Here is a 25,839-nt window from a genome sequence, read left to right on the forward strand (position 1 = left end):
AGCCTCTGTGGAGAGAGCAATTCTGTGGGGCTTTGGGGGTGGCGGATTATATTCCGAGCAGCCAGTAGGTCAGTGCGACAACCCGGCGCACGACGCCGCCGATGACGAGGCCGGTCTCATGGTTCGGCGTCAGCAGGACTGCGGCGAGTGTGAAGATTATGATGCCAGCGTCAGATATCCGTTTTGTGATGGCAAGGCGCCCTGTCAGTCCGAGGGCAGTCAGGATGAAGACTGCGGACGTGATATGAAGGCTGATCCACCGTCCCCAGTCGACCGCGACGATATAAAGAGGGAGGATGGGTAGGGCCGTGAGCATGAGCGCCAGCGCGGGCAATCCCGGACGCGCAAGGCGGCTGATGAAGAAGACGATCGGCAGCAATGCGGCAAGGTAGCCGGCTGCAAAGAAGCCGACGATAGATCCCGTCGACATCTTTTCAGATGCAAGCGCTTTCGCCGCGTCGGTACTCTGATTGAGAAACCCAATTGCGCCCTTGCAGATTTCTGCAGAAAGTCCGCGCTCCAGCAGTGGCGCACAGATTGTTGCAACGTCCGCGACGCGGGAGAAAGTGATCGCGTAACCAAGTGCAGCAACACTGCCGATGGACACAAGGAGACCGCAGACCACGAAGAACCGTCTGGATTTGGCTCCTGTCCCGATGATCGCCGTCACGGCAACAAAGGCTGGATATAGCAGAACATTGAGTTCGTGCCCAATGGCTGCGATGACAAACAGGAGACAGCCGAGGAACACCATCACCTTCGAGCGGTAGAGGGGATAGGTAAGGACCAGTCCCATAGCGCAGAAGGCCAGCAATTCCTTTCGCAGGCTACCCTGGGGATCGGCTGCCCAGAAGACCAAATAGAAGCCGGGGGAGATGAGAAGAAGGAGATAGACCCTGTCACGCCTGACAAGCGCACGAAAAATCAGAGCCGTGACGCTGAGCAACAATCCGAGGAGCAGCAGCTGCAAAACGAACGTCAATGTGAGCGGGCTGATCGCGAGCATATCCGAGACCGTAATCAGAGCGCTGCCAAAAGGGCCGCGTCGTATCGGTTCGTTCAGGCTGCTGATCAACCAGTCGCCCTGCTTCCAGTTGTTGCCACCGGTGCGATAGTCATTCCAGAAGGGCACCAGCATCGTGAAGAAGAAAACGACCGTGGAGCCTGCGACTGCGAGCGGTGCTAAGAGCCCGGGGCGGCCGGTCTGTTGCGTTGTAGTGGTCGCGGTGTTGTCCATGCCGTCCCCTCGTGCTTGCCCCTGATCTCTTCCGCAACGACGACGATTTGACAAGATGCTTGGGCGCGACGCTCGCAAGCTCAGTTGAGGAAACTGGGAGGAAGATCGCGGCCAAACCGGATCTCGCCTGCTGCCGAGTAATGGTCCCCGTCGGCAAAGAACAATTCTTTGCAGTCGCTATAGTCCGTCGCCCAGTCGAAACGCATCATCTGGTTCTGCGAGACATAGGAAAATTGGCCGAACTTCGCGACCCTGCTGCCAATGAAAGCATCGAGGGCTTCAAACGCCTCGCCCTGTCCGGGGCGCAATGTAAAACGGGCGTCGCAGCCGACACGCGCAAAATGCTTGAATGGTATGTGGGGTTCGGTGCGTGGTCCCACCCATTTCACCTGGGTGAAGCGGCTGAGCCTGTTCAGGTAGGCAACCGTTGCATCAATGCGCCCGGCGTCGGGCAACGTCCTTGGCAAAGGCGTATTGATCGTCAGCTTGTCAAAGAAGCTGCGCCTCACTGGGCTGCCATCGGCCGTCTGCATCAGGTAGAACCCAGCCTGTGTATAGACGACGCGCTTGATGGGTTGCCCATTCCTCTGGCTCAAATAGTCCGCCACCTGATCAAACTGGCAGTCGGATTCAGGATCATGCGGCCGGCAGCCATCTTGTGTCATGCCGACGACGAAGGGTGAGGCGAACCGGGAAATGACCACGCCGAAGAAATCGATGGCGTGACTATCCCCAAGCACCATGATGCCTGGTCCATATTTGCGATGGCAATCGTCCAGCCTCTTGGCCACGGCCTCGTCGAGGTTGGGTGCCCTGAACCTACATTCGGTCGGATTCGGGTCTCCCATGGCGCCAGCCCTCAGATTGCGCTCTAGCTGGGCTTGCTCCAACAAAAGATAAGGGCCAGCGATATCCGGGTTCAAGCGAAGCCATGTTGCGCGACTGTAGTCTTCGAAGGCGATTCCAAGTCCTGCGAGGCCGAGAAGCGTGACAATCGCCGCTGCGCTTGCGCCAAGCATCTGCCGTCTGCCGGCCAGAAGGGTATGCTGCGGTTGCCGAAAAGGCTGCTCGATGCAGCGCCATGATATCCATCCGACCAGAATGGTGAGAGCCGACAGTCCGGCCATCTGCAGGGAAGAGGGGTGTTCGGCGCTGAGCAAGCGTGCAAACGAGAAGATCGGCTGATGCCAGAGGTAGACACTGTAGGAAATGAGCCCGAGCCCGACAAATGGTGGCGCCGAGAGCAGCCGACCGACGAGGGTCTTTTCCTGTGCGAAGAGGATGATCAGGCACGTCCCAATCAAGGGCGGGAGCGTGTAGACGCTGGGAAACGGAACCGTCCGATCATAGACGATGAGGCTGAAGGCAATGAGGGCGAGGCCCGTCAGACTGTAAAGATTGCTGGCCCTGAATTCCCGTTTTCGGACAAGAGCTGCACAGACTGAGCCCAACCCCAGCTCCCAAGTGCGCGACAAGGTGAAGAAGAAGCTGCGCTCAGGATCAATATGCCGCGCAACCTCTGCAAAGACAAAGCCGGCGACTGTCAAGCCGATAATGCCCTGTGTCCTCAAGCTCGGCTTGAGCGCAGTCAGCCCAGCGAGCAACAAGGGGAAGGCGAAATAATATTGCTCCTCAACGCCCAGGCTCCAGGTGTGCAAGAGAGGTTGGAGATCGGCATCGGGCGCGAAATAGCCGACCTGGTCCATGAAGTAGAGGTTCGAAAGGCCGATGGCGCTTTGGAGAAAGCTGTCGAGAAACTCCTGGAAGGTGTGTGGATCCATCAGGATCTGCGACAGTGGCAGGCAGACGAGCATCATCACCACAAACGCCGGCAGAATGCGCCGCGCTCGTCGCTCGTAGAATTGGCCGAGAGAGAAGCTGCCCTGGTCGAGTTGTTCCAGGAGAATGCTGGTGATCAGATATCCACTGATGACGAAGAAGATATCGACGCCAACGAACCCGCCATCGAAAAAGGGCAATTGGGCGTGGAAGAGGACAACCGGCAGAACGGCCAAGGCGCGCAGTCCGTCGAGCTCTCTTCTATATTGCATCTACATGTTTCCACGGAAGGCGAGCATCCACGGCGGGTCGCTCTCGGCAAATGAACCGGCGTTTTCCCCGGTTGATCGGCTGTCAGCACGCGCCTCGAAACCCTGTGGGTCTCAAAAAAGAAGGCACATGAAACCATGTGCCTTCTGTAGAACATCGAACCGTTCGAGAAGCGATTAGCGCTTCGAGAACTGGAAGGAACGACGGGCCTTGGCCTTGCCGTACTTCTTACGCTCGACAACGCGGCTGTCGCGGGTCAGGAAGCCACCCTTCTTCAGGACCGGACGCAGGCCCGGCTCGAAGTAGGTGAGGGCCTTCGAGAGACCGTGACGAACAGCACCGGCCTGGCCGGACAGGCCGCCACCGGCGACAGTCGCGACGATGTCGAACTGGCCATCACGGGCAGCTGCGATGATCGGCTGCTGCAGGATCATCTGCAGGACCGGACGGGCGAAGTAGGTGCGGAATTCGCGGCCGTTGATGGTGATCTTGCCGGAGCCCGGCTTGACCCATACGCGGGCAACGGCATTCTTGCGCTTGCCGGTGGCGTAGGAGCGACCCAGCGAGTCGACCTTGCGGACGTGAGCCGGAGCTGCGTCCTGTGCCGGGGCAAGGTCCTTCAGGGAAGAAAGATCGGCCATGATTAGGCGCTCCTTGTGTTCTTGCTGTTCAGCTTTGCAACGTCGAGAGCGACGGGCTGCTGGGCTTCATGCGGGTGGTTCACGCCGGCGTAAACGCGCAGGTTCTTCATCTGGCGACGGCCGAGCGGGCCGCGCGGGATCATGCGTTCGACAGCCTTTTCAACGACGCGCTCCGGGAAGCGGCCTTCGATGATCTGGCGAGCCGTACGCTCCTTGATGCCGCCCGGATAACCGGTGTGCCAGTAGTACTTCTTGTCGGCATACTTCTTGCCGGTGAAGACGACCTTTTCGGCGTTGATGACGATGACATTGTCGCCGTCGTCAACATGGGGGGTGTAGGTGGCCTTGTGCTTGCCGCGAAGATACGTGGCGATAATGGTGGCAAGGCGGCCGACAACGAGCCCTTCGGCATCGATGACGATCCACTTCTTCTCCACCTCTGCAGGCTTCTGAACGAAGGTAGACATTGAGGTCTCTTTCCGTGTGATCCTGCCAGTCCCCGAGAGGGCCGCAGGCGTTTCTTGTTGCTTGTTTCGCGCCGTTCTCGACGCAAAAGGGAACGTAGGCCGTGAGGCTTTCATTCCGGATCTGCATCTACGCGGACAGTGTAACCACGTCAAGATGCGTCTGTCTGGGCGGGGTGGAGAAATATGCAATGATATCAATTGTTTGTTGTTGAGGTATTATTTTACCGCATTGTTCGCCGCAAAAAGTGCCGTCAGTTGCGGCTTTGGCCGTGCAGTCGGATGGCGGACGGCGACCTTAAGAGCGTCACCGGGTCGACAGAGACAATGGGCAACAAGTGCTCATAAGCAAATCACTCGATTGGACAGATAGCGTTCCTTCAACAAGCCGAGGATTGAGAAATGGAGGGAAGTTGCCATTCGAGGTTGCTAATATTCGTATGAACATAATGAAAACATAAACCGAACGTAACGGCAGACTTCAGTTTACGGAGGTCTTTTATGTCATTGGAGCGTCGCATTTCTCTGGTCACTCTGGGGGTGTCGGACCTGGAAGCCAGCACCGAATTTTATCGACGCCTTGGATGGTCGAGATCGCCGGCATCCACCGCGGGTGTGACCTTCATTCAGCTCAAGGGGACAGTTCTGGCCTTGTATGGCCGGGCTGCCCTCGCCGAAGATGTGGGCGTCGAGAACAAGCCGGCGGGGTTTTCCGGCGTCACGCTGGCCTATAATGTGCCAAGTGAGATAGGCGTAGACGCCGTCGTAAAGTTTGCCGTGTCCTGCGGCGCAACGCTGGTCAAGGCTCCGGAAAAAGTCTTCTGGGGCGGTTATTCCGGTTATGTGGCCGATCCGGACGGGCATCTTTGGGAAATCGCCTACAATCCATTTTTCCCGCAGGATGAGCAGGGACATATTGTTCTGCCCCAGTGATGGACTGAACTTTAGCGATTTCTCATGCGCTTCGTTAAGGGCGGCCCATTATTCTGCTCATCGTGACACAAGATGGTCGATGCGCCCATAAGGGCCGGGAGAGACGTCCATGATGCATGATCACTATGCCAATGCCTACCTCGCCGAGATCCTGTCGAAAGCCCACAATGTGGCAATCGTCGGGGCTTCAACCAATGACCGGCGGCCCAGCCAGTGGATCGCCGGTTTCCTGCTCGGAAAAGGCTATCATGTCTTTCCGGTCAATCCGCTGCACGCAGGGGAGACGATTCTCGGGCGAACGGTTTACGCCTCTCTGGCCGATATTCCGGAACCGATTGACCTGGTCGATGTGTTCCGTCGGTCCGAGTATCTCGATTCGGTCGTTGATGAGGTGCTGGCTATGACGCCGAGACCAGCCGCAATCTGGACGCAGCTTGGCGTCCGTGACGACAAGGCGGCGGCTCGGGCCGAGGCGGCTGGGATTTCGGTCGTGATGAATCGTGCACTCGTTTCCGAATATCCGCTGGTCTATGAGGCGACACACCGGCCCCATCGTGATGGTCCGGCTCACGCAGCCTGAGGTCGTCAGAACCGCAGATTGGGCTTGCCGAACCGACCGGGACGCGGCTCGTACTCCTGGCAGTTCAAGACGGGGCAGCGCGGATTGTCCTTCGTCGGCACATAAGAGCGTGCGGCATATTCATGCTGTTCGCAGGCGGCATTCCGCGTGACATAGCGATCATACAGGGTCATGCCGGCGACCCGGGTCGATGGGTAGCGTAAGATTGCAGCGCCCTCATTGATGACGCGTTCGCGAACGGCGTCGCAACTCATCTGGGTCGAATTATAGCGCGATATCGCCAAGGCCGGTGATCCAAGCCCGCATGCAAGGGCAAGGGCAGTGATTGCTTGAAGGCGCATCGGCCATCCTCCTCGTTTGGAAATAGCTTTGCTGGACAAAGCTGCTCTCAGTGCCATGGGAAATAGGGCGGGTCGCTCTTGTTGTCGACTGGCAGCCATTCCATTTAGGGATTGAGAACAAGCCGAAAGTGAGGATTGCCGAATGACCCGCCATGACAATTATCCGGACGACTATCTGAGAGCAGTCCTTGGCAAGGTCCAGAGCATCGCGCTTGTCGGTGCGTCACCCAAGCCGGACCGCCCAAGTTTCGGCGTGATGCGCTTCCTGTTGGCGCATGGTTACAGGGTTTTTCCGGTCAATCCGGGGCAGGCGGGCAAGGAAATCCTCGGGCAAACTGTGTACGCCACGCTTGCCGATCTGCCGGAAGCAGTGGACATGATCGATGTGTTTCGCGCGCCTGAGTATCTCGGCGCCGTGGTTGAGGAGGCGAAATCTCTCGCCATCCCGCCGAAGGTGATTTGGGGTCAGTTGTCCGTCAGGGATGACGAAGCGGCGAGTCGAGCGGAGGCGGCGGGCATGACCGTGGTGATGGACCGCTGCCCGGCCATTGAGATCCCCCGCCTCGGGCTTTGAACCTGCTCAACGCTCGACAAGAAGTTCCGGATCGACGCGCAGGCTGTTCATCAGATCGGCATTGCCGCAATAGCTGGCGAACACTGTTTCCGCATGGCCATTGTCCAGATCGTGGCGACAGGATTGCTTTGCGCTGCAATTCGCGCAGGTGACCTGCATGCTTCGAAACAGCTTTCGCATGCGGAACTCAACCTCGGCAGGGTCAATATTGAGCGCGCGCATCAATCTCGGCATCTCGTCTGCGGCGTGCGGGCCCGCCTTTGCCAACGCCAGCATTTCATGGGGCGTCAGCCCGCAATCCTCTGCGAGTGCAGCAAGCTGGGTCTCATCGAGATTGGCCAGAAGGTCGGCTTCAGCCGTCGCCTCGAACCCTGTCCCGCACCAGGTGAGCAGATGGTGAAAGCCTTGGCGGATCGGATCTGTAAGGGAAATGGACATGGCAGCGCTCCGTGGTTGCTTTCCCATCATGCCAAAGCCCGGGCTGCGGTCATTGATATCGATCAAGGATCGATTTGCTCCGTTGTCCAAGAAGATTGGAACAAGCCAGGGCTGACAGACGACGTAAGCGCGTTATGATCCGCTCCGACAACCATGAGGGAGGATCGAAATCATGTCCGACAAGAATCCGGGCTTTGCCACACTCGCCATCCATGCCGGTGCCCAACCTGACCCGACCACTGGCGCGCGGATTACGCCGATTTACCAGACGACGGCCTATGTCTTCAACGACTCGGACCACGCTGCGAACCTTTTTGCGCTGAAGGAGTTCGGCAATATCTACACCCGCATCATGAACCCCACCCAGGGCGTTCTCGAGGAAAGAATTGCGGCGCTCGAAGGCGGCACGGCAGCCCTTGCCGTCGCCTCCGGGCATGCAGCCCAGCTCCTCATCTTTCACACACTGATGCAGCCCGGGGACAATTTTGTCGCCGCCCGCAAGCTCTATGGCGGCTCGATCAACCAGTTCGGCCATGCGTTCAAGAATTTTGGCTGGCAGGTGCGCTGGGCGGATCCCGCTGATCCGGAAAGCTTTGCCGCTCAGATCGACGAGAAGACGAAGGCCGTCTTCATCGAGAGCCTGGCCAATCCGGGCGGTACCTTCGTCGACATTGCGGCCATTGCAGAGGTTGCTCATCGGCACGGTCTGCCGCTGATCGTCGACAACACCATGGCGAGCCCCTATCTCGTACGTCCGCTGGAGCATGGCGCCGACATCATCGTCCACTCGGTCACCAAATTTCTCGGCGGTCATGGAAATTCGATGGGGGGCGTGATCGTCGATGGCGGCACGTTCGACTGGTCGGCAAAGGCCGGCCAATACCCGATGCTGTCGGAGCCGCGCCCCGAATATAATGGTGTGGTGCTGCATCAGACCTTCGGCAATTTCGCCTTTGCCATCGCCTGCCGTGTCCTCGGCCTGCGCGATCTCGGACCCGCGATCGCACCGATGAACGCCTTTCTGCTCCTGACGGGCATCGAGACACTGCCGCTGCGCATGCAGCGCCATTGCGACAATGCGTTGAAGGTGGCCACCTGGCTGAAAAGCCATCCGAAGGTGGCCTGGGTCAACTATGCGGGACTTGCCGACGATCCGAACAATGCCCTTCAGAAGCGGTATTCGCCGAAGGGGGCAGGGGCCGTCTTCACTTTCGGCATCAAGGGTGGCCTGGAAGCCGGCAAGGCATTGGTCGGCGGTTTGCAGCTCTTCTCACATCTTGCCAATATTGGCGATACGCGCTCACTCATCATTCACCCGGCCTCGACCACCCATGCTCAGCTCAGTGAAGCACAGCAGATTGCGGCCGGTGCCGGTCCTGATGTGGTGCGGCTGTCAGTCGGCATCGAGGATGCCGACGATATCATCGCCGATCTGGAACAGGCCCTCGCCAAGGCCTGAACCATCTTTCATAACGGCGGCACATGTGGTGCCGCCGTGTTATCTTCTGGAGACAGCTCATGAGCCTTTCCCTGGCCTTCGATCCTGCCACCGTCACGCCGGAGGAGGGCGCGCCAGCACCCGAAAGGCTGATTTCAGGCGACCCGCGTTTCACCACCTGGAATCTCGAAGAAGCCGATGGCGGCGTCTATGCAGGGGTCTGGCAGTCCACGCCGGGCAAGTGGCGGATCCTCTATGATGAATGGGAATACTTCCACATTCTCGAAGGCCGTTCGATAGTCACCGAAGACGGGGGCGAGCCGATCGAGCTTGTCGCCGGTGACCGTCTGATCCTCAGACCAGGCTTCAAGGGAACCTGGGAAGTCATTGAAACGACTCGCAAGGATTATGTGATCCGGCTCTAGCTCGCGCTCACAATCCGGTCTGCTGCCGCTTGATGTTCTGCGGCCAGGGCCGCGTCTTCCGCCGATACCCTCTGGACGGCCTCGCGGCTGCTGATGCGCTCCATATAGGCTTGGAACGCAGGGCGTGCCTCGACCAGGCCGAACATGGTTGTCCAACGCAACGCGATCCCCCAGAGCAGATCGGCTGCCGTGAAGCGCTCTCCCAGCAGGTAAGGCCCCTTCGTCAGGGCGGTCTCCAGCATATCGATCAGAGACGCGTAGCTGGCATAGGGCGTCTCGTTCATCGATCCCGGTTCGCGCTTCATGAAGCGATCGATGACCGCCGGTTCAAAGCAACTGCCGTAGATGAAGAGCCAACGGAGATAAGCGCCGCGATCCGGATCCGTAAGGTCAGGCGCAAGGCCCGCCTCTGGAAAAAGATCCGCGAGGTACAGATAGATAGCGCCTTGCTCCGTGACCAGCGTGTCGCCCACGCGAACAGCTGGGACCTTGCCGAGTGGATTAATCGCGAGATAAGCCGGTTGCCGCTGTTCGCCCGCCTTCATGTTCAGCACATGCAATTCATAGGGCACCTTCAGTTCCTCAAGCAGGATTCGTGCCCCAGTGGCTCGCGTCTGGGGGGAATAGAAGAGGGTAATCGGACGGGTCTTGGTCATGGAAATCTCCCTTTGGAAAGCATCTCGCTCCGAGGCGATGCGGAGAAATTGCACCGTCATACCTGTCAGATTGTGTCAGGTTGGATTAGCATAATGCCCGGAAGGGAGATTTTTGGATGCGGGCGAGCCGGCTGATCAACATTTTGACGACCCTGCAGGCGAAAGGCCTTGTGACGGCCGAGGCCTTGGCCGATGAAAACGATGTTTCGGTGCGCACCATCTATCGCGACATCGATGCGCTGTCGCTCTCGGGCATCCCGGTCTACAGCGAGCGCGGCTCGGACGGCGGCTACCGATTGCTGGACGGTTACCGCGTGCGCTTGAACGGTCTGACCCCCGCCGAGGCCGAAGCCATGTTCCTGTCCGGTATTCCGGGGGCAGCAGCCGATCTCGGCCTGGAAACCCTGATGGCTGGCGCCCAGAAGAAGCTCACCGCCGCCTTGCCGGAGGATCTCCGCCAGAGCGCGCGCCGCATGCAGCAGAAATTTCATCTTGATGCGCCCACCTGGCTCGCGGAGGGGGAGCAGCCCATCTACCTGCAGGCCATCGCCGACGCGGTGTGGAACTCCAAGCGCATCCGTATGCGCTACCGCTCCTGGACAGCCGAGAAGAACAGGATCGCCGAACCGCTCGGCATCGTGATGAAGGGAGGTGCCTGGTATCTCGTGGCGCGTGTTAATGACACAGCGCGCACCTATCGCATTTCCCGTGTTCTCGACCTCATCGTCACAGAAGAGCGTTTCGACTGGCCGACGGATTTCAATCTCGCAGAATACTGGAACGAAAACACGCGCCGGCTTGAACGTGAACTCTATCCGAATTGGGCAGTGATTCGTCTCTCGCCCTGGCGGTTGAAGGAGATCGAGCACATGGCGGCGCCCTATGTCCGCGCCCATCTCGAATTTATCGGCCAACCAGACGAGCACGGTTGGCGCACGATCCGGCTGCCCGTGGCGCATGAGCGCATGGCCGTATCCGAAATGCTGAAGCTCGGAACGGAAGTCGATGTGGTCGACCCGCCGGAATTGCGCCTGGCCATGCGGCGGGCCGTCGAAATGCTGATGCAACGCTACGCTGACGCCGTCGACGTCACCAGGTCAGATCAAGACGCTCCAACCCATGGAAATGATAGACGTCCTTGACCTTGGGCGTCTCTGCGAGCTTCAAACCTGGCAACCGCTTGAACAGCAGAGGCAGGACGATGTTGAGTTCCAGCCGCGCCAGCGGTGCCCCGATGCAAAAGTGGATGCCGGCCCCAAAGGAGAGGTTGGCGCCTTCGTTCCGTTCCGGCCTGAACGTCAACGGTTCGGGAAACTTCACCGGATCAAGATTGGCGGCAGCAAGGATCAGGCCGACCTTGTCACCGCGCTTGAGTGAAACGCCGTCGATCTCTGTCGGTTCGATGCACCAGCGCTCGAAAATATGCACCGGCGCACAGATACGAAGTGTTTCCTCAACAGTGCGCTCGGTCGCCTTTTCATCGGCAAACATCTGCGCCGGGTCTAGCCCGCTTTCGAGGATCACGCGCACTGAATTGCCGATCTGGTGAACAGTTGCCTCGTGCCCGGCATTCAGCAGCACGATGGTCGTCGAAATCAGCTCGTCCTCGGTGAGGAACTGGCCCTTGTGTTCGGTATGGATCATGTGGCTGAGCAGATCGTCGCGCGGTTCAGCCCGGCGCTCGGCAATCACCGACCTCACATAATCGGCGAATTCTTTCGCCGAACGGTCCGCAGCCTCTTCATCGGCCCGCGTCCGCTTGAACATGTACATGCCGACATAGTCGTGGCTCCATTTGAGAAGCTGGGGACCCATGTCTTCGGGAATGCCAATCATGCGCGCGATCATCGTCACCGGAATGATGTCGGCAAAACTCGTCAGAAGCTCTGTCTTTCCATCCGCTTCAAAGGCGTCGATCAGCCGGTTGGCAAGATCGGCGATCTCGCTCGTCATCTTCTCCACATGCCGGGAGACGAAGGCGCGATTGACCAGTGTGCGCAGTCGCGTGTGCTCTGGCGGCTCGATCTCCAGCAGGGAGTGCTCCTCGGCCTTGTCGAAATGCCGGGTATGGGCGGCCGGTTCCGGCAGGCCAATCTCCTCGCGGGTCGCGACATGCAGGATCTGTCGGCCAAAGCGACGGTCGCGCAACAGCGCGTTCACGTGGTCGTAGCCGGTGAAATACCACTGCTTCTGCTCTTCCCAGTAGAAGGTCGGGGCGTGAGCATGAAGCGCCGCATAGGTGCGGTTGGGATCACTGTAGAATTGTGGGTCGCGGGCATTGAGCGACACGTGCCGGCTGGCGCTGTCGATGGAAAGAAAAGGAAGGTCAATCATGCCGTCTGTTTAGCCGAAGTGCGCGGTTGTGCAAGGGGGGCGAACAACGGCTGCGCGCACTGAGCGAAGGACGCTCAGTCAGTCGTCCAATGCCGCACCTGCCGCGGCAATTCTCCTCAAGATCGCCACCTGCTTGTCGGCCTCGGCATCGAGCGTGCGCGTCTTGGTCGGTGGCACGGTCACAATCCTGTCGCCGGCCTTCAACGACGTCCGGTTCCGTCCCTGCTTTTTCGCGGCATAGAGCGCCTCGTCGGCACGCGACAAAAGGCCATCCAGGCCTGACACTTCTTTGGGGCCAACGGCAATGCCGACACTGGTTGTAATCTGAATATCCTGGTCGCCGATCCGGATCTTTCGCCCAGCGATCGCAAGCCGTACGGTCTCCGCAAAAAGGGCAGCGTCGCGGGGTTCCCCGATCGTCAACACTGCAGCGAACTCCTCGCCGCCTGTTCGTCCAAATGCGGCGGTTTCCGGAAGCAGTGCCCCACACAGATAAGCGAATTCCACCAGCGCCGCATCGCCGGCGGCATGGCCATGCCGATCATTGAGATGCTTGAAGTGGTCGAGATCGAAGAGAACAACGGCAATCAGTGGTGATGTCGTGGTTGATGTGAGCGCATCGAAGGCGGCTGAAAAGCCACGGCGGTTGAGGACACCGGTCAGCGAATCGGTTCGCGCCAGAAGCTTGAGGCGTTCCTCCGAGCGATCCATCAGCATCTTGGCGAGGATAACGAGGCTGGCAATAAAGCCGACCACGGCAGCGAGGCCCGCCCAGATGGTGGCCGGCGGATTACTGAAATCGTCTGCGCCGAAAAAGCCGGCAGCGGCCGCAAACAGGAACGCGCAGACCGATTGGGCGAGCCAGATCGATGCAAGAAGGGCGCGGTATCGCACGGTGCTGAAGCGGACGGTCAGCGCGGCGAAGGAAAGGGCCGCGAATCCGAGCCCCGCAGCGAAGTTGTAGGTGGCCACGCGAAAGGCGAAATCATCGCGTATGGCAGGGATAAGGTTGGCCGCAATCCACACAAGCGGTGGTGTGAACGCAAAAAAGGGCACACGCTTTTTGTCGATCGCGCCAACGGCGGCAGTCCAGGCCGCGAAGGCAAGCAAAGACACCGGGTTCCCGAGATGGATCGACAGGGCATCGGGGATCTGTCCGCGAAGAGCGACGAGTGCGAGGCCGCTCGCATGCAGCGCAAAGCCTATTCCGAAATAAAGAAAATGTTTCTCTTTTCGAGCCTGCAGCCAGATGCCCAAGAGCAGCACGGCCAATGCGCCGGCCTGCGCGACCCAAAGAATGAAGGCCGTTTTCACGTCGATCACGTTGAAATTCCCAAACTGCAATTTTGCCCGATATCGCCGCACAATCGTGCAGAGACGGTAAACCTGAACACTATCTGGTGCTGCCGCGGCGATCTGCCACTGGGGCGCGTACTGAAAAATTACCGGAACTTCACCATGTTAGCAGCTTCTTGTGCAAGGTGGGCGGGCACGCGTCTGTTCATTGGCATCATGCCCTGAAACCCTGTAGAGCCGACCAGGAGAGGGCAGCGGAGCATTAAGGATATCCCTTGCTCCAGTCTTGAATGTGGGGGTCCAGACACTCTATGTAGGGATTGACACAAGTTACGTGATTCCCGCCACCGGCGTGACGGGGAGAGGCTGATAAAGGACCGACATGAAAAACCCCGTTGATACCGCCCTGGCTCTGGTGCCGATGGTCGTGGAGCAGACCAACCGTGGCGAGCGTTCCTACGACATCTTCTCCCGACTGCTAAAGGAGCGGATCATCTTTCTGACGGGTCCGGTCGAGGATACGATGGCGTCGCTCGTTTGCGCCCAGCTCCTCTTCCTTGAGGCGGAGAATCCGAAGAAGGAAATCGCCCTTTACATCAACTCGCCGGGTGGCATCGTCACCGCGGGCATGGCGATCTACGATACGATGCAGTTCATTCGTCCGGCAGTCTCGACGCTTTGCGTCGGTCAGGCCGCGTCCATGGGCTCTCTTCTGTTGGCTGCTGGCGAAAAGGGCATGCGTTTTGCGACCCCGAACGCGCGCATCATGGTGCACCAGCCTTCCGGCGGCTTCCAGGGTCAGGCATCCGACATCGAGCGCCATGCTCGTGACATCATTAAGATGAAGCGTCGGTTGAACGAAATCTACGTGAAGCACACCGGCCGGACCTATGACGAAGTCGAAAACACGCTGGATCGTGATCACTTCATGGAATCGAGCGAAGCCAAGGATTGGGGTCTGATCGACCGCATCTTGACCTCGCGTGCAGAAATCGAAGGTGCGGCTCCGTCGGCTTGATGAGGTTCGGTCCGCGCCGGCAAAGGCAATGCGCCCTTGCTTGTGAACGGGTCGGGGCTTTAAAGTCGCCGGGAAAGCGCTATTACTAGGATTAAGGCTATGTTGAATCTTTATGACATAGTCTGCCGAGACTGGGAGTTTTCGTTGCCGCCGCTCTGGATCAGTCCGGATCGGCTAGTGGCTCCGGATCGGAAGAGGTTTCAGCCAACGGCGGCGGCTGGAATCCAACAGTGAGAGTGACCGCCCTGCCGCAATTGCGGTGGCGCGGCGTGCTGGAAGGATAAAGACATGAGCAAGGTCAGCGGAAGCAACGGCGGTGACTCCAAGAATACCCTTTATTGTTCCTTCTGCGGCAAGAGCCAGCACGAGGTCCGCAAGCTGATTGCCGGACCGACGGTGTTCATCTGTGATGAATGCGTCGAACTCTGCATGGACATCATCCGCGAGGAAAACAAATCTTCGATGGTCAAGTCCCGCGATGGCGTTCCTACGCCGCAGGACATCATCAAGATTCTCGACGAATACGTAATCGGCCAGAAGCAGGCAAAGAAGATCCTGTCTGTGGCTGTGCACAACCACTACAAGCGCCTGTCGCACGCCTCCAAGGGCGGTGACGTCGAGCTGGCGAAGTCGAACATCCTGCTCGTCGGTCCGACCGGCTGCGGCAAGACCTATCTTGCCCAGACGCTCGCACGCATCATCGATGTACCCTTCACCATGGCCGACGCCACGACGCTGACCGAAGCCGGTTATGTCGGTGAAGACGTTGAAAACATCATCCTGAAGCTGCTCCAGGCGGCCGACTACAATGTCGAGCGCGCCCAGCGCGGCATCGTCTATATCGACGAAGTTGATAAGATCAGCCGCAAGTCGGACAACCCGTCGATCACCCGCGACGTGTCGGGCGAGGGCGTTCAGCAGGCGCTTCTGAAGATCATGGAAGGCACGGTTGCCTCGGTTCCCCCGCAGGGCGGCCGTAAGCATCCGCAGCAGGAATTCCTGCAGGTCGACACGACGAACATCCTGTTCATCTGCGGTGGCGCTTTTGCAGGCCTCGACAAGATCATCTCGGCCCGTGGGGAAAAGACCTCGATCGGCTTTGGTGCGACGGTGACCTCGCCGGAAGATCGCCGCGTCGGCGAAGTGCTGCGCGAGCTGGAGCCGGAAGATCTGGTCAAGTTCGGCCTGATCCCGGAATTCATCGGTCGTCTGCCGGTTCTGGCAACGCTCGAAGACCTGGATGAGGACGCTCTGATCCAGATCCTGTCGGAGCCGAAGAACGCGCTCGTCAAGCAGTACCAGCGCCTGTTCGAGATGGAAGACGTCGAGTTGACGTTCCACGAGGATGCGCTGCGCGAGATTGCCCGCAAGGCGATCACCCGCAAGACCGGCGCCCGCGGCCTTCGTTCGATCATGGAAAAGATCCTGCTCGATACGATGTTCGAATTGCCGGAACTGGAAGGCGTTCGCGAAGTCGTCATCTCGGATGATGTCGTCAACGGCTCCTCGCGGCCGCTCTACATCTATTCGGATCGCCAGGAAGAAAAGGCCAACGCTTCGGCGTAACCTTGGCTCGCCAATTGTCTGTAAAGAGCCCGCCCACCGGCGGGCTCTTTTCGTTTCGGAGTGACCTCTGCAGCTTTCCCGCGACACACGACGAAATTAACCGTTTCGTCTGTTGCGACGCCGGATGATTGGGCTAAAACAGACAGGAATGGGTGATGCGCTGTATTGCGTTCGCAGCTGCCCGACGAGCCGATCCGGTTTTTGCCTTGATGCGCCTCGTCCCCGTCTTTCACGCGTAGACGCGCATGGTTCGGTTCAGCTTGGGCAGGTAGCATGTTGTGATGTGCCGTCCCTGGCTGCCTTTGCCGAATCGTCGGCATTTGGGCTGGCAGGGTTGAATTGCAGTGTTCGAAACGCCACTTGAGGGTGGAGCAAGAATATGCCTGACGCCTTTGAGGGTCGGCATCAAATCCCGGGAAGTCGGGATGTTCGAAAGGAAGTGAAATGTCGAATACGTCTGCAGCAAATGAGGTCGCCACCTATCCGGTGCTGCCTCTGCGCGACATCGTGGTGTTTCCGCACATGATCGTCCCACTGTTTGTCGGTCGTGAGAAGTCCATCCGCGCTCTGGAAGAGGTGATGGGCTCCGACAAGCAGATCATGCTGGCCACCCAGATCAATGCGAGCGACGATGACCCGGCGCCGAATGCCATCTATGAAGTCGGTACGGTGGCAAATGTTTTGCAACTGCTGAAGCTGCCCGATGGAACCGTCAAGGTTCTGATCGAGGGCCGTGCGCGCGCCCGCATCGACCAGTATACCGGTCGCGAGGACTACTATGAGGCCTCCGCCCGCATTCTTGACGAACCGTCAGAAGACCCGGTCGAAATCGAGGCGCTGTCGCGCTCCGTGGTTTCGGAGTTCGAAAACTACGTCAAGCTGAACAAGAAGATCTCTCCGGAAGTCGTCGGCGCTGCAAGCCAGATCGAGGACTATTCCAAGCTTGCCGATACCGTTGCCTCGCATCTCTCTATCAAGATAACCGAAAAGCAGGAAATGCTGGAAACGGTGAGCGTGAAGACGCGCCTTGAAAAGGCGCTCGGCTTCATGGAAGGCGAGATCTCGGTTCTTCAAGTCGAGAAGCGCATCCGCTCGCGCGTCAAGCGCCAGATGGAGAAGACCCAGCGCGAATACTACCTCAACGAGCAGATGAAGGCGATCCAGAAGGAACTCGGCGACGGCGAAGATGGCCGTGATGAGATGGCCGAGCTGGAAGAGCGCATCGCCAAGACCAAGCTTTCCAAGGAAGCCAAGGAAAAGGCCGATGCCGAGCTGAAGAAGCTGCGCCATATGAGCCCGATGTCGGCGGAAGCCACTGTCGTACGCAACTATCTCGACTGGCTGCTCGGTCTGCCCTGGGGCAAGAAGTCCAAGGTCAAGATCGACCTGAATGCTGCCGAGAAGATTCTCGATGAGGACCACTTCGGCCTCGACAAGGTCAAGGAGCGCATCGTCGAATATCTCGCCGTCCAGGCGCGTGCGACCAAGATCAAGGGACCGATCCTGTGCCTCGTCGGCCCTCCGGGCGTCGGCAAGACCTCGCTTGCAAAGTCGATCGCCAAGGCGACCGGCCGCGAATATGTCCGCATGGCGCTGGGTGGCGTTCGTGACGAAGCGGAAATTCGCGGTCACCGCCGGACCTATATCGGCTCTATGCCCGGCAAGATCGTGCAGTCGATGAAGAAGGCGAAGAAGTCCAACCCGCTCTTCTTGCTCGACGAGATCGACAAGTTGGGCCAGGACTATCGCGGCGATCCGTCCTCTGCACTGCTCGAGGTGCTGGATCCGGAACAGAACTCAACCTTCATGGATCACTATCTTGAGGTCGAATATGACCTGTCCAACGTGATGTTCGTCACCACGGCCAACACGCTGAACATCCCGGGTCCGCTGATGGACCGCATGGAGATCATTCGCATCGCCGGTTACACCGAGGATGAGAAGCTCGAGATCGCCAAGCGCCATCTACTGCCCAAGGCGATCAAGGAACATGCCCTGCGGCCCGAGGAATTCTCGGTCACCGACAAGGCGATCCTGATGGTCATCCAGCAGTACACCCGCGAAGCCGGTGTTCGCTCGTTCGAACGCGAACTGATGAAACTCGCCCGCAAGGCGGTCACCGAGATCATCAAGGGCAAGGTCAAGGCTGTCGAGGTCACGGAAAAGAACATTTCCGACTTCCTCGGCGTCCCGCGCTTCCGCCACGGTGAAGCCGAGGGCGAGGATCAGATCGGCGTTGTTACGGGCCTCGCCTGGACCGAAGTCGGTGGCGAGCTTCTGACCATCGAAGGCGTGATGATGCCGGGCAAGGGCCGCATGACGGTCACCGGCAACCTGAAGGAAGTGATGAAGGAATCGATCTCTGCGGCAGCATCCTATGTCCGCTCGCGTGCTGTCGATTTCGGCATCGAGCCTCCGCGCTTCGACAAGTCGGATATCCACGTGCACGTGCCGGAAGGCGCTACGCCGAAGGATGGCCCGTCGGCTGGTGTGGCGATGGCCACCGCCATCGTGTCGATCATGACCGGCATTCCGGTCAACAAGGACGTTGCCATGACGGGTGAAATCACCCTGCGCGGCCGTGTCCTGCCCATCGGCGGCCTGAAGGAAAAGCTGCTTGCAGCGCTTCGCGGCGGCATCAAGAAGGTTCTGATCCCGGAAGAGAACGCCAAGGATCTGGCGGACATTCCGGACAACGTGAAGAACAATCTTGAGATCGTTCCGGTGTCGCGAATGGGCGAGGTCATCCGCCACGCGCTGCAGCGAGTGCCGGATCCGATCGAGTGGGACGGTACTGTCGAGACGCCTGCCATCGGCACGGTGGAATCGGCAGACGAGAATGGCGTGACCATCGCGCATTGATGCTTTTTGGCACCGCCAAGGTGTCGAAGGGTTAAAAATCGAAAGAAGACTGGCAATTTTGCCAGTCTTTTTTTGTGAAAACACGCTTAAACGGCTTGTTTTCCGGGGCTTTCGAGTGCTTTTGAGTTGCGTAGGGCAGAAGCATTCGTATTCTCCGCCCGACTTAGTCATTGAGTCGTTTCATACCAATCAGAAAGGGTGGAAACATGAACAAGAACGAACTCGTATCCGCGGTCGCCGAGAAGGCTGGCCTGACCAAGGCCGATGCGGCCTCTGCCGTCGACGCCGTTTTTGAAACGGTCCAGGCCGAGCTGAAGAACGGCGGCGACATTCGCCTGGCCGGTTTCGGCGCCTTCACCGTCGCCCGTCGCGAAGCTTCCAAGGGCCGTAATCCTTCGACCGGCGCTGAAGTCGATATCCCGGCTCGTAACGTTCCGAAGTTCACGGCCGGCAAGGGCCTGAAGGACGCTGTCAACAGCTGATCGGTCGCGATCGTCGCCACCCACGGTGCGACGCTCAGCTGACAACAGTTTAAGCCCGGCCTCGTGCCGGGCTTTCTTTTTCTCGATCTTGCGCTGCAGCAAAACCTGTCCTAGTCTTCTGCCTGCCGGCTTACCGGCAATCGTTCTCAGGGCGGGGTGAAACTCCCCACCGGCGGTATGGGGTTTCGGCCTCGAGCCCGCGAGCGCCTACTCCACCCAGTGGAGAAGGGTCAGCAGATCCGGTGTGATGCCGGAGCCGACGGTCATAGTCCGGATGAAAGAGAATGAGGTCAAAGCGGTTTGTCCTTTCCCAAGGGGAGGGGGCTTTCGCTGCGCAAGAACCTGTGCCCCGCGGTCTGGTCTTGTCCTCATCTGTCCTGATTTATGTTGGTCCTTTGATGTAGGAAACACGCATGAATCAGAGCTCCGTTTCGCTCTTGCGCTCCCGGGCCGTTATTGGCGCCGGTTTCATGGTACTCGCGGGCATCGCCTTTGCCGGGCTCAATGTGGTCACTCAGTGGCTCGCGATGACCCTCGGCTTTCCGCCGGCTTCGACCGCTTTCTGGCAATATGGCTTTGCCCTCGTCCTTTCGCTGCCCTTGCTCTATCGTCTCGGCTTGCGCGCCATGCGCACCGCCTATCCTATACGCCACCTGATCCGTGTCCTGCTGGCCGCTTTCGGCGTCCAGGCCTGGGTCATGGGGCTGGCGACCGTTCCGATCTGGCAAGCCATCGCCCTTGTCATGACCTCGCCCTTCTTCATCATTGTGGGTGCCCGTCTGTTTCTCGGAGAGACGGTCGGTCGCGACCGGTGGTTTGCCACGTTGACTGGCTTCATCGGAGCGATGATCATTCTCCAGCCCTGGTCCGACGCCTTCACGTATCAGGCCTTGCTGCCGGTTCTCTCGGCGCTTCTGTGGGGCGGCTCTTCGCTGATCATGAAGAACCTGACGCAATACGAGGCGCCGGAAACGGTAACCGTCTGGCTGCTTGTGCTCCTCACGCCGATCAATGCCGGACTGGCGGTGGCCGGCGGCTTTGAAGTGCCGCATGGTCTGGCGCTGTGGCTCCTGCTCAGTGCCGGCCTTCTGACGGCGATTGGCCAGTATCTGCTGACGCTTGCCTACAACGCAGCGGATGCGGCCTACGTGCAGCCTTTCGACGACCTGAAGCTGCCGCTCAATGTTCTGGCTGGCTGGCTGGTCTTCGGCTATGCGCCAAGTGGCTATCTGTGGATCGGTGCACTGCTGATCCTCGGTGCCTCCTTGTTTCTAATGCTGCGGGAGGCCCGCAGGGAGACGGCGGCGGAATAATAAACGCTGTTTGGGGGCAGCTCGGGAAACTGTCATCCGACTGTCATCGGACTGCCTCAAAAGCCTCCTGTTCCATTTTGGATTTTGGAGGTTTTCAGATGACCCATGGTCTTTCTCGCGTCGCCCTGACGGCGGCGCTCTTCGCTTCGGTCTCCCTTCCTGCTGCCGCCGAACAGGTCTTCAACCGCATCGCCACATTCCCGGTCGCCACCAATCTGCCAGCCGACAAGGACAAGCTGACGACGACATCCGCCGAGATCGTCACGGCTTCGGAAGATGGCAACACGCTGATCTATTCGGACAGCCCGCTCGGTGCCATCGGCTTCGTCGACATCACAGACGCCAAGGCGCCGAAGGCTGCCGGCGCTCTCATGATGGGCGGAGAGCCGACATCGGTTGCCGTCGCCGGCGGCAAGGCGCTGGTCGGCGTCAACACCTCCGAGAGCTTCACCAACCCGTCGGGCAAGCTTGCCATGGTCGATATCGCCACCAAGGCTGTCGACGCCTCCTGCGATATTGGCGGCCAGCCGGACTCCGTGGCCGTCGCGAAGGACAAGTCTTTCGTCGCCATTGCTATCGAGAACGAACGCGATGAAGACGTCAACGACGGCGCCATTCCGCAGATGCCGGCCGGTGATCTCGTCATCCTGCCGCTCGCCGACGGCGTTGCCGACTGCGGATCGATGAAGCGTGTGGCACTCACGGGCATCGCTGAAGTCGGTGCGGATGATCCGGAGCCGGAATTCGTCGCCATCAACAGCCTCGGCGAAATCGCCGTGACGCTGCAGGAAAACAACCACATTGCGATCGTCGACGGCAAAACCGGCGAAGTGAAGTCGCATTTCTCCGCAGGCACGGTCGACCTCGCAGGCATCGACACCAAGTCCGAGGGTGCTCTGTCCTTTACCGGCAAGAAGGCTGGCGTGCTGCGCGAGCCGGACGCCGTAAAGTGGCTGGACGACAACCGCCTGGTTGTTGCGAATGAGGGGGACTGGAACGGCGGTTCGCGCGGTTTCACCATCTTCGACAAGACCGGCAAGGTCTCTTACGAATCGGGCGTGTCTCTGGAGCAGGAAATTGCCCGTATCGGCCATTTCCCTGACAAGCGCGCCAAGTCGAAGGGTATCGAGCCAGAAGGCCTGGAGGCCGCAACATTCGGCGACCAGCCATATTTCTTCGTGCTTGCCGAACGGTCCTCGATCGCCGCTGTCTACAAGGATACAGGCGCTGAGCCCGTACTTTCGCAACTGTTGCCGTCGGGCATTTCGCCAGAAGGTGCGGTCGCCATCCCGTCGCGCAACCTGCTCGTCACCGCCAATGAGGTTGACCTCGGCGAAGATGGCGGCCCGCGTTCGCATATCATGCTCTATGAGCTTGGCGAGGGAACACCGGCCTATCCGATGCTGCAGTCTGCCATGGTAGACGGCGCACCGATCGGTTGGGGCGCTCTGTCCGGTTTGGTCGGCGACGCCGAAAAGGCAGGCCAGCTCTACGCCGTCAACGACAGCTTCTATGCGATGCAGCCGACGATCTTCACGATCGATGCGACGCAGAAGCCGGCAGCGATCACATCTGCTCTCCCGATCACCCGTGGCGGTGCTGCGGCCCAGAAACTCGACATCGAAGGCATCACGCTGGATGGCAAGGGCGGCTTCTGGCTCGCTTCGGAAGGCGATGCCGCAAAGCTCGTCGGCCATGGTCTCTACAACGTGGACGCCAAGGGTGAGATCAAGGCAGAGATCGGTTTCCCGACCGAGCTCCTGGCTGGCCAGACGCGCTTCGGTCTCGAAGGCATCACCTCGGTCGGCGAGGGCGATGACATGACGCTGTGGATGGCCGTGCAGCGTGAATGGGGAGATGACGAGAAGGGCTCGGTGAAGCTCCTCTCCTACAATCCGAAGTCCAAGGAATGGGGCGGCGTGCGCTATCCGCTCGAAAAGGCTGACGCCGGGTGGGTCGGTCTCTCCGAGATCACGGCCCATGGCGATCATGTCTACATCGTCGAGCGTGATAACCAGGTGGGCGACAATGCCAAGCTGAAGAAGCTCTACCGCGTTGCCATCGCAGACCTGAAGCCCGCCAAGATCGGCGAAGAGCTCCCGCTCGTTGCCAAGGAAGAAGTCCATGACTTCATTCCGGACCTGAAGGCCGCCACCAACGGTTACGTTGTCGATAAGCTCGAAGGCTTCGCCTTCGATGCAAGCGGCAAGGCCTTTGCCGTGACGGACAATGACGGTGTCGACGACAGTTCTGGCGAGACCCTCTTCTGGGAAGTGAACCTGAACGCCACCAACTAAGTGGCCTAGAGGTATCGTACACGAGAGAGGCCGGGTGAGGGATCACCCGGCCTCTTTTCTATCTCAATGCCTGTTCCGGATTTACCACCGGTGATGGACATGCGGTGCGATGAGGCGCTCGTAGACCTCCCGCGACGCTGCCATGACGTCTGAAGAGAGTGCCGCCATATCCGAAGCGGCGGCATTCGCCTTCGCCTGTTCGCCATTGCGGGCGCCGGGAATAACCACCGTGACGGCGTCATGCATCAGGATCCAGCGAAGCGCGAACTGCGCCATGGAGGCGCCTGATGGCACCAGCTTGCGGACCTCTTCGACGGCTGCGAGGCCCGTTTCGAAGGGCACGCCGGCAAAGGTCTCACCCACGTCGAAGGTCTCGCCATTGCGGTTGAAGTTCCGGTGGTCTTCGGCAGCAAACTGCGTCTGTGCCGTGATCTTGCCCGAGAGCAGGCCGCTTGCCAGGGGCACACGGGCAATCACCGCCACATTGCGGCGTTTGGCTTCCTGGAAGAACAGGGCCGCCGGGCGTTGGCGGAACATGTTGAAGATGATCTGGACGCTGGTAACGCCCGGATATTCGATGGCTTTGAGCGCTTCCTCGACCTTTTCGACCGACACGCCATAATACTTGATCTTGCCGGCCTTTCGGATCTCTTCCAACCCCTCGAACATCTCCTGACGGTAGTAGACATCGGTTGGCGGGCAGTGCAGCTGAACGAGATCCAGGCTGTCGACATCGAGGTTTTTCAGCGACCGATCGATGAAGGCCTCAATATTGGCCTTGGTGTAGCCATCGGCCAAATGCGGGTTCAAGCGTCGACCGGCCTTGGAGGCGACCATTGGGCGCTCACCGCCCCGGGCCTTCAAAACGTCGGCGATGATCCGCTCGGATCGCCCGTCGCCATAGACGTCGGCCGTGTCGATGAAAGTCATGCCGGCGTCGAGCGCGGCATTGAGTGCTGCGCGGCCGTCGGCCTCCGACACTTCGCCCCACGAACCGCCGATCTGCCAGGCACCGAAGCCGATGTCGCTGACCGTGAACTCGGTTCGGCCAAAAGAATGTGTTCTCATCTCGTCTCTCCCTTGAAGTGGCTTTCGAGCTAGCAAGTGGAGCGCTGGGAAACAAGCTTCAACCGTTGTGATCCAGTCAGCCGGGTTTTGCGAAGAAGAAGGAAACATCTCGGAGCAACGCCATGGCCAAAATGATCCGCAAGGGGGATCTTCCGACGAAGACCTGTCCGACCTGCACCAGGCCGTTTGCATGGCGCAAGAAGTGGGAACGGGATTGGGCGAATGTGATCTATTGCTCAGAGCGCTGCCGCCGAGAGGCGAAAACCGGGGCGACGCGCAAAGCGTAATGCTGATCAGTTCTTGTTCGGCTGACCCAATGGAAAATCCATGACCGATACCGCGCCCACCACCAGCCGTCTCCTGTTCTATGCCCTGCCGGCCCTGCCGCTGGCGGCGATCGCGCTGCCTTTCTACATTGTTGTTCCGACCTTTTATGCTGACAATTTCGGCATTTCGCTTGCGGCGATTGGCGGTCTGCTTCTCGCCATCCGGCTGCTGGATGCCGTGACCGATCCGCTGTTCGGCTGGCTGTCAGACCGGGTGCGGTCTGGCTTCGGGCGGCGGCGCTTCTTCTTTCTCATCTCAACGCCGCTGACGGCGCTGTCGGCCTTCATGCTGTTCTGGCCGCCCTCCGATGCCGGGATTGTCTATCTCGCCATCTGGGGTGTGGCCCTGTCGATCGGATCAACATGGTCGCTTTTGCCCTACACGGCCTGGGGCGCAGAACTGGCAACAGGCTATCAGGATCGCGTTCGGCTCTCTGGCTGGCGCGAGGGGGCGACGCTGGTGGGCTCGCTGCTCGCGATCACGCTGCCCTTCGCCGGCGGTATCGACACGGCCTTCGGTTTCCATGGTCTCGCCTGGCTCGCTGTCCTGATTGCGGTTGCATTGCCGGTGTCAGCACTTATCGCCGTCTGGCGTGTCCCCGAACCCGTCGACCTCACCAAGCGTCAGCTGTCGATCGGCGAGGGCATCCGACATCTCGGTCGCAACAAGCCGTTCCTGCGGCTTGTGGCCGCCTTTCTGCTCAATAGTTTCGCCAATGCCGTTCCGGCGTCGCTCTTCCTTTATTTCGTTGGTCAGCGGCTCGGTCGTCCCGATTTGCAGGGGCCTTTGTTGTTCACCTATTTCCTCTGCGCCATCGCTGGTGTGCCACTCGCGGTTGCCTTGGCCCGACGGGTTGGCAAGCATCGGGCCTGGTCAATCGCCATGCTCGCCGCCTGTCTCATCTTTTCCGTCGCTGGATTTCTCGGCGAGGGAGACGTGATCCCTTTTGCGATTGTCTGCGCGGCGACCGGCCTCCTGCTCGGCTTTGACCTCACCTTGCCTGCCGCCATCCAGGCCGATGTGATCGATAATGATACGGCAACTTCGGGCGAGCAGCGGACCGGTCTGTATTTTGCGGCCTGGAGTTTCGTCACCAAGCTGTCAGTTGCGCTGTCGGCCGGCATCGTCTTTCCCTTGCTGGACATCGCCGGCTTCGTCAGCAACCCGACGGCGGTGCAAACGCCGCATGCCTTGATGGCGTTGTCCGGCCTTTATGCATGGTTGCCGATCCTGCCGAAGCTTGCCGCGATCGCGATCATGTGGCGATTTTCGCTAGATGAGGCAGCTCATGCGCGGCTTCGCCAGGAACTCAGCCGTTGAGGACGCCGAATTCGCCTTTCACTTGACCTGAAAACGTCCCACAGCTAGCTGCTTCACCGGCGGTTTCCGTGAATTCTCTCGCTGGGACCTGCGCGAATTTAATCTTTGTCATGGCAGTGTCGTGGTTTGTGGTCCACGGATGAAGCGATGTGGCGCCCTTGGGCGCGCGTGAATTGAGAT

Annotated in this window: 24 protein-coding genes and 1 riboswitch; of the genes, 14 read left to right on the forward strand and 10 right to left on the reverse strand. The window is 59.4% G+C overall.

Annotated elements, in window-relative coordinates:
- Positions 1 to 46: 46 nt before the first annotated feature.
- The 4 genes from ACSV9I_RS20405 to rplM all read right to left on the reverse strand — a co-directional run bounded on the left by ACSV9I_RS20405 (position 47) and on the right by rplM (position 4,394).
- A complete protein-coding gene (locus tag ACSV9I_RS20405) occupies positions 47 to 1,237 on the reverse strand; it encodes a hypothetical protein (protein ID WP_438330597.1) in 1,191 nt (396 codons plus the stop codon).
- 80 nt (positions 1,238 to 1,317) lie between these two features.
- Entirely contained in the window at positions 1,318 to 3,288 is a 1,971-nt protein-coding gene (locus ACSV9I_RS20410) for an acyltransferase family protein (RefSeq protein WP_438330599.1), read from the reverse strand.
- 174 nt (positions 3,289 to 3,462) lie between these two features.
- Positions 3,463 to 3,927: a 30S ribosomal protein S9 gene (rpsI, locus tag ACSV9I_RS20415; RefSeq protein WP_438330601.1), complete on the reverse strand. Its 465-nt coding sequence runs from the start codon at positions 3,925 to 3,927 to the stop codon at positions 3,463 to 3,465.
- Positions 3,928 to 3,929: 2 nt separating this feature from the next.
- Entirely contained in the window at positions 3,930 to 4,394 is a 465-nt protein-coding gene (gene rplM / locus ACSV9I_RS20420; protein WP_054159066.1) for a 50S ribosomal protein L13, read from the reverse strand.
- A gap of 498 nt (positions 4,395 to 4,892) precedes the next feature.
- On the opposite strand from rplM, the gene ACSV9I_RS20425 reads away from it, so the two are divergent.
- Positions 4,893 to 5,324 (forward strand): VOC family protein, encoded by a 432-nt coding sequence (locus ACSV9I_RS20425; RefSeq protein WP_438330603.1) that lies wholly within the window; start codon positions 4,893 to 4,895, stop codon positions 5,322 to 5,324.
- Positions 5,325 to 5,433: 109 nt separating this feature from the next.
- Entirely contained in the window at positions 5,434 to 5,904 is a 471-nt protein-coding gene (locus tag ACSV9I_RS20430) for a CoA-binding protein (protein WP_438330604.1), read from the forward strand.
- A 5-nt stretch (positions 5,905 to 5,909) separates the two neighbouring features.
- On the opposite strand, the gene ACSV9I_RS20435 is transcribed toward ACSV9I_RS20430, so the two are convergent.
- On the reverse strand, positions 5,910 to 6,245 hold the full coding sequence (locus ACSV9I_RS20435) for a hypothetical protein (protein WP_438330605.1): 336 nt from the start codon (positions 6,243 to 6,245) through the stop codon (positions 5,910 to 5,912).
- A gap of 142 nt (positions 6,246 to 6,387) precedes the next feature.
- Between ACSV9I_RS20435 and ACSV9I_RS20440 the strand changes: the two genes are divergently transcribed.
- Entirely contained in the window at positions 6,388 to 6,819 is a 432-nt protein-coding gene (locus tag ACSV9I_RS20440; RefSeq protein ID WP_438330606.1) for a CoA-binding protein, read from the forward strand.
- A 6-nt stretch (positions 6,820 to 6,825) separates the two neighbouring features.
- Here ACSV9I_RS20440 and ACSV9I_RS20445 read toward each other — a convergent pair whose 3' ends face one another.
- Complete coding sequence (locus ACSV9I_RS20445) at positions 6,826 to 7,257, reverse strand: DUF6455 family protein (protein ID WP_438330608.1); 432 nt, start codon at positions 7,255 to 7,257, stop codon at positions 6,826 to 6,828.
- 172 nt (positions 7,258 to 7,429) lie between these two features.
- Between ACSV9I_RS20445 and ACSV9I_RS20450 the strand changes: the two genes are divergently transcribed.
- The gene (locus ACSV9I_RS20450; protein ID WP_438330609.1) at positions 7,430 to 8,716 is read left to right on the forward strand and encodes an O-acetylhomoserine aminocarboxypropyltransferase; all 1,287 of its coding nucleotides are present in this window, start codon (positions 7,430 to 7,432) and stop codon (positions 8,714 to 8,716) included.
- 59 nt (positions 8,717 to 8,775) lie between these two features.
- Positions 8,776 to 9,120 carry a cupin domain-containing protein gene (locus ACSV9I_RS20455; protein WP_438330610.1) on the forward strand — a complete coding sequence of 115 codons (345 nt, stop codon included), beginning with the start codon at positions 8,776 to 8,778 and terminating at the stop codon, positions 9,118 to 9,120.
- On the opposite strand, the gene ACSV9I_RS20460 is transcribed toward ACSV9I_RS20455, so the two are convergent.
- On the reverse strand, positions 9,117 to 9,776 hold the full coding sequence (locus ACSV9I_RS20460; RefSeq protein WP_438330611.1) for a glutathione S-transferase family protein: 660 nt from the start codon (positions 9,774 to 9,776) through the stop codon (positions 9,117 to 9,119). The genes ACSV9I_RS20455 and ACSV9I_RS20460 overlap by 4 nt on opposite strands.
- 116 nt (positions 9,777 to 9,892) lie before the next feature.
- On the opposite strand from ACSV9I_RS20460, the gene ACSV9I_RS20465 reads away from it, so the two are divergent.
- Complete coding sequence (locus tag ACSV9I_RS20465; protein ID WP_438330612.1) at positions 9,893 to 10,918, forward strand: helix-turn-helix transcriptional regulator; 1,026 nt, start codon at positions 9,893 to 9,895, stop codon at positions 10,916 to 10,918.
- On the opposite strand, the gene ACSV9I_RS20470 is transcribed toward ACSV9I_RS20465, so the two are convergent.
- Entirely contained in the window at positions 10,866 to 12,110 is a 1,245-nt protein-coding gene (locus ACSV9I_RS20470) for a cytochrome P450 (protein WP_438330613.1), read from the reverse strand. The two genes, ACSV9I_RS20465 and ACSV9I_RS20470, sit on opposite strands and share 53 nt — an antisense overlap.
- A 78-nt stretch (positions 12,111 to 12,188) precedes the next feature.
- Entirely contained in the window at positions 12,189 to 13,433 is a 1,245-nt protein-coding gene (locus tag ACSV9I_RS20475) for a GGDEF domain-containing protein (RefSeq protein WP_438330615.1), read from the reverse strand.
- 355 nt (positions 13,434 to 13,788) lie between these two features.
- On the opposite strand from ACSV9I_RS20475, the gene ACSV9I_RS20480 reads away from it, so the two are divergent.
- The 6 genes from ACSV9I_RS20480 to ACSV9I_RS20505 all read left to right on the forward strand — a co-directional run bounded on the left by ACSV9I_RS20480 (position 13,789) and on the right by ACSV9I_RS20505 (position 22,944).
- Positions 13,789 to 14,424, forward strand: coding sequence for an ATP-dependent Clp protease proteolytic subunit (locus ACSV9I_RS20480; RefSeq protein WP_054159056.1), 636 nt, complete (start codon positions 13,789 to 13,791; stop codon positions 14,422 to 14,424).
- A 288-nt stretch (positions 14,425 to 14,712) separates the two neighbouring features.
- Positions 14,713 to 15,990 carry an ATP-dependent Clp protease ATP-binding subunit ClpX gene (clpX, locus tag ACSV9I_RS20485; protein ID WP_438330616.1) on the forward strand — a complete coding sequence of 426 codons (1,278 nt, stop codon included), beginning with the start codon at positions 14,713 to 14,715 and terminating at the stop codon, positions 15,988 to 15,990.
- A gap of 444 nt (positions 15,991 to 16,434) precedes the next feature.
- Positions 16,435 to 18,852 (forward strand): endopeptidase La, encoded by a 2,418-nt coding sequence (lon, locus tag ACSV9I_RS20490; RefSeq protein ID WP_054159054.1) that lies wholly within the window; start codon positions 16,435 to 16,437, stop codon positions 18,850 to 18,852.
- A gap of 206 nt (positions 18,853 to 19,058) precedes the next feature.
- Positions 19,059 to 19,334, forward strand: a complete 276-nt coding sequence (gene hupB, locus ACSV9I_RS20495) for a DNA-binding protein HupB (protein ID WP_006727558.1) — start codon at positions 19,059 to 19,061, stop codon at positions 19,332 to 19,334.
- A 138-nt stretch (positions 19,335 to 19,472) separates the two neighbouring features.
- A riboswitch (FMN riboswitch) is annotated at positions 19,473 to 19,624 on the forward strand.
- A 123-nt stretch (positions 19,625 to 19,747) separates the two neighbouring features.
- A complete protein-coding gene (locus tag ACSV9I_RS20500; RefSeq protein WP_438330617.1) occupies positions 19,748 to 20,647 on the forward strand; it encodes a DMT family transporter in 900 nt (299 codons plus the stop codon).
- 98 nt (positions 20,648 to 20,745) lie between these two features.
- The gene (locus ACSV9I_RS20505; RefSeq protein ID WP_438330618.1) at positions 20,746 to 22,944 is read left to right on the forward strand and encodes an esterase-like activity of phytase family protein; all 2,199 of its coding nucleotides are present in this window, start codon (positions 20,746 to 20,748) and stop codon (positions 22,942 to 22,944) included.
- 81 nt (positions 22,945 to 23,025) lie between these two features.
- Here ACSV9I_RS20505 and ACSV9I_RS20510 read toward each other — a convergent pair whose 3' ends face one another.
- Complete coding sequence (locus ACSV9I_RS20510) at positions 23,026 to 24,012, reverse strand: aldo/keto reductase (protein WP_438330619.1); 987 nt, start codon at positions 24,010 to 24,012, stop codon at positions 23,026 to 23,028.
- A gap of 131 nt (positions 24,013 to 24,143) precedes the next feature.
- Between ACSV9I_RS20510 and ACSV9I_RS20515 the strand changes: the two genes are divergently transcribed.
- The gene (locus ACSV9I_RS20515) at positions 24,144 to 24,299 is read left to right on the forward strand and encodes a DUF2256 domain-containing protein (protein ID WP_438330684.1); all 156 of its coding nucleotides are present in this window, start codon (positions 24,144 to 24,146) and stop codon (positions 24,297 to 24,299) included.
- A 40-nt stretch (positions 24,300 to 24,339) separates the two neighbouring features.
- On the forward strand, positions 24,340 to 25,659 hold the full coding sequence (locus ACSV9I_RS20520) for an MFS transporter (protein ID WP_438330620.1): 1,320 nt from the start codon (positions 24,340 to 24,342) through the stop codon (positions 25,657 to 25,659).
- Positions 25,660 to 25,839 lie beyond the last annotated feature (180 nt).

This window comes from Rhizobium sp. G187 (assembly GCF_051549525.1).
Lineage (GTDB): Bacteria > Pseudomonadota > Alphaproteobacteria > Rhizobiales > Rhizobiaceae > Allorhizobium.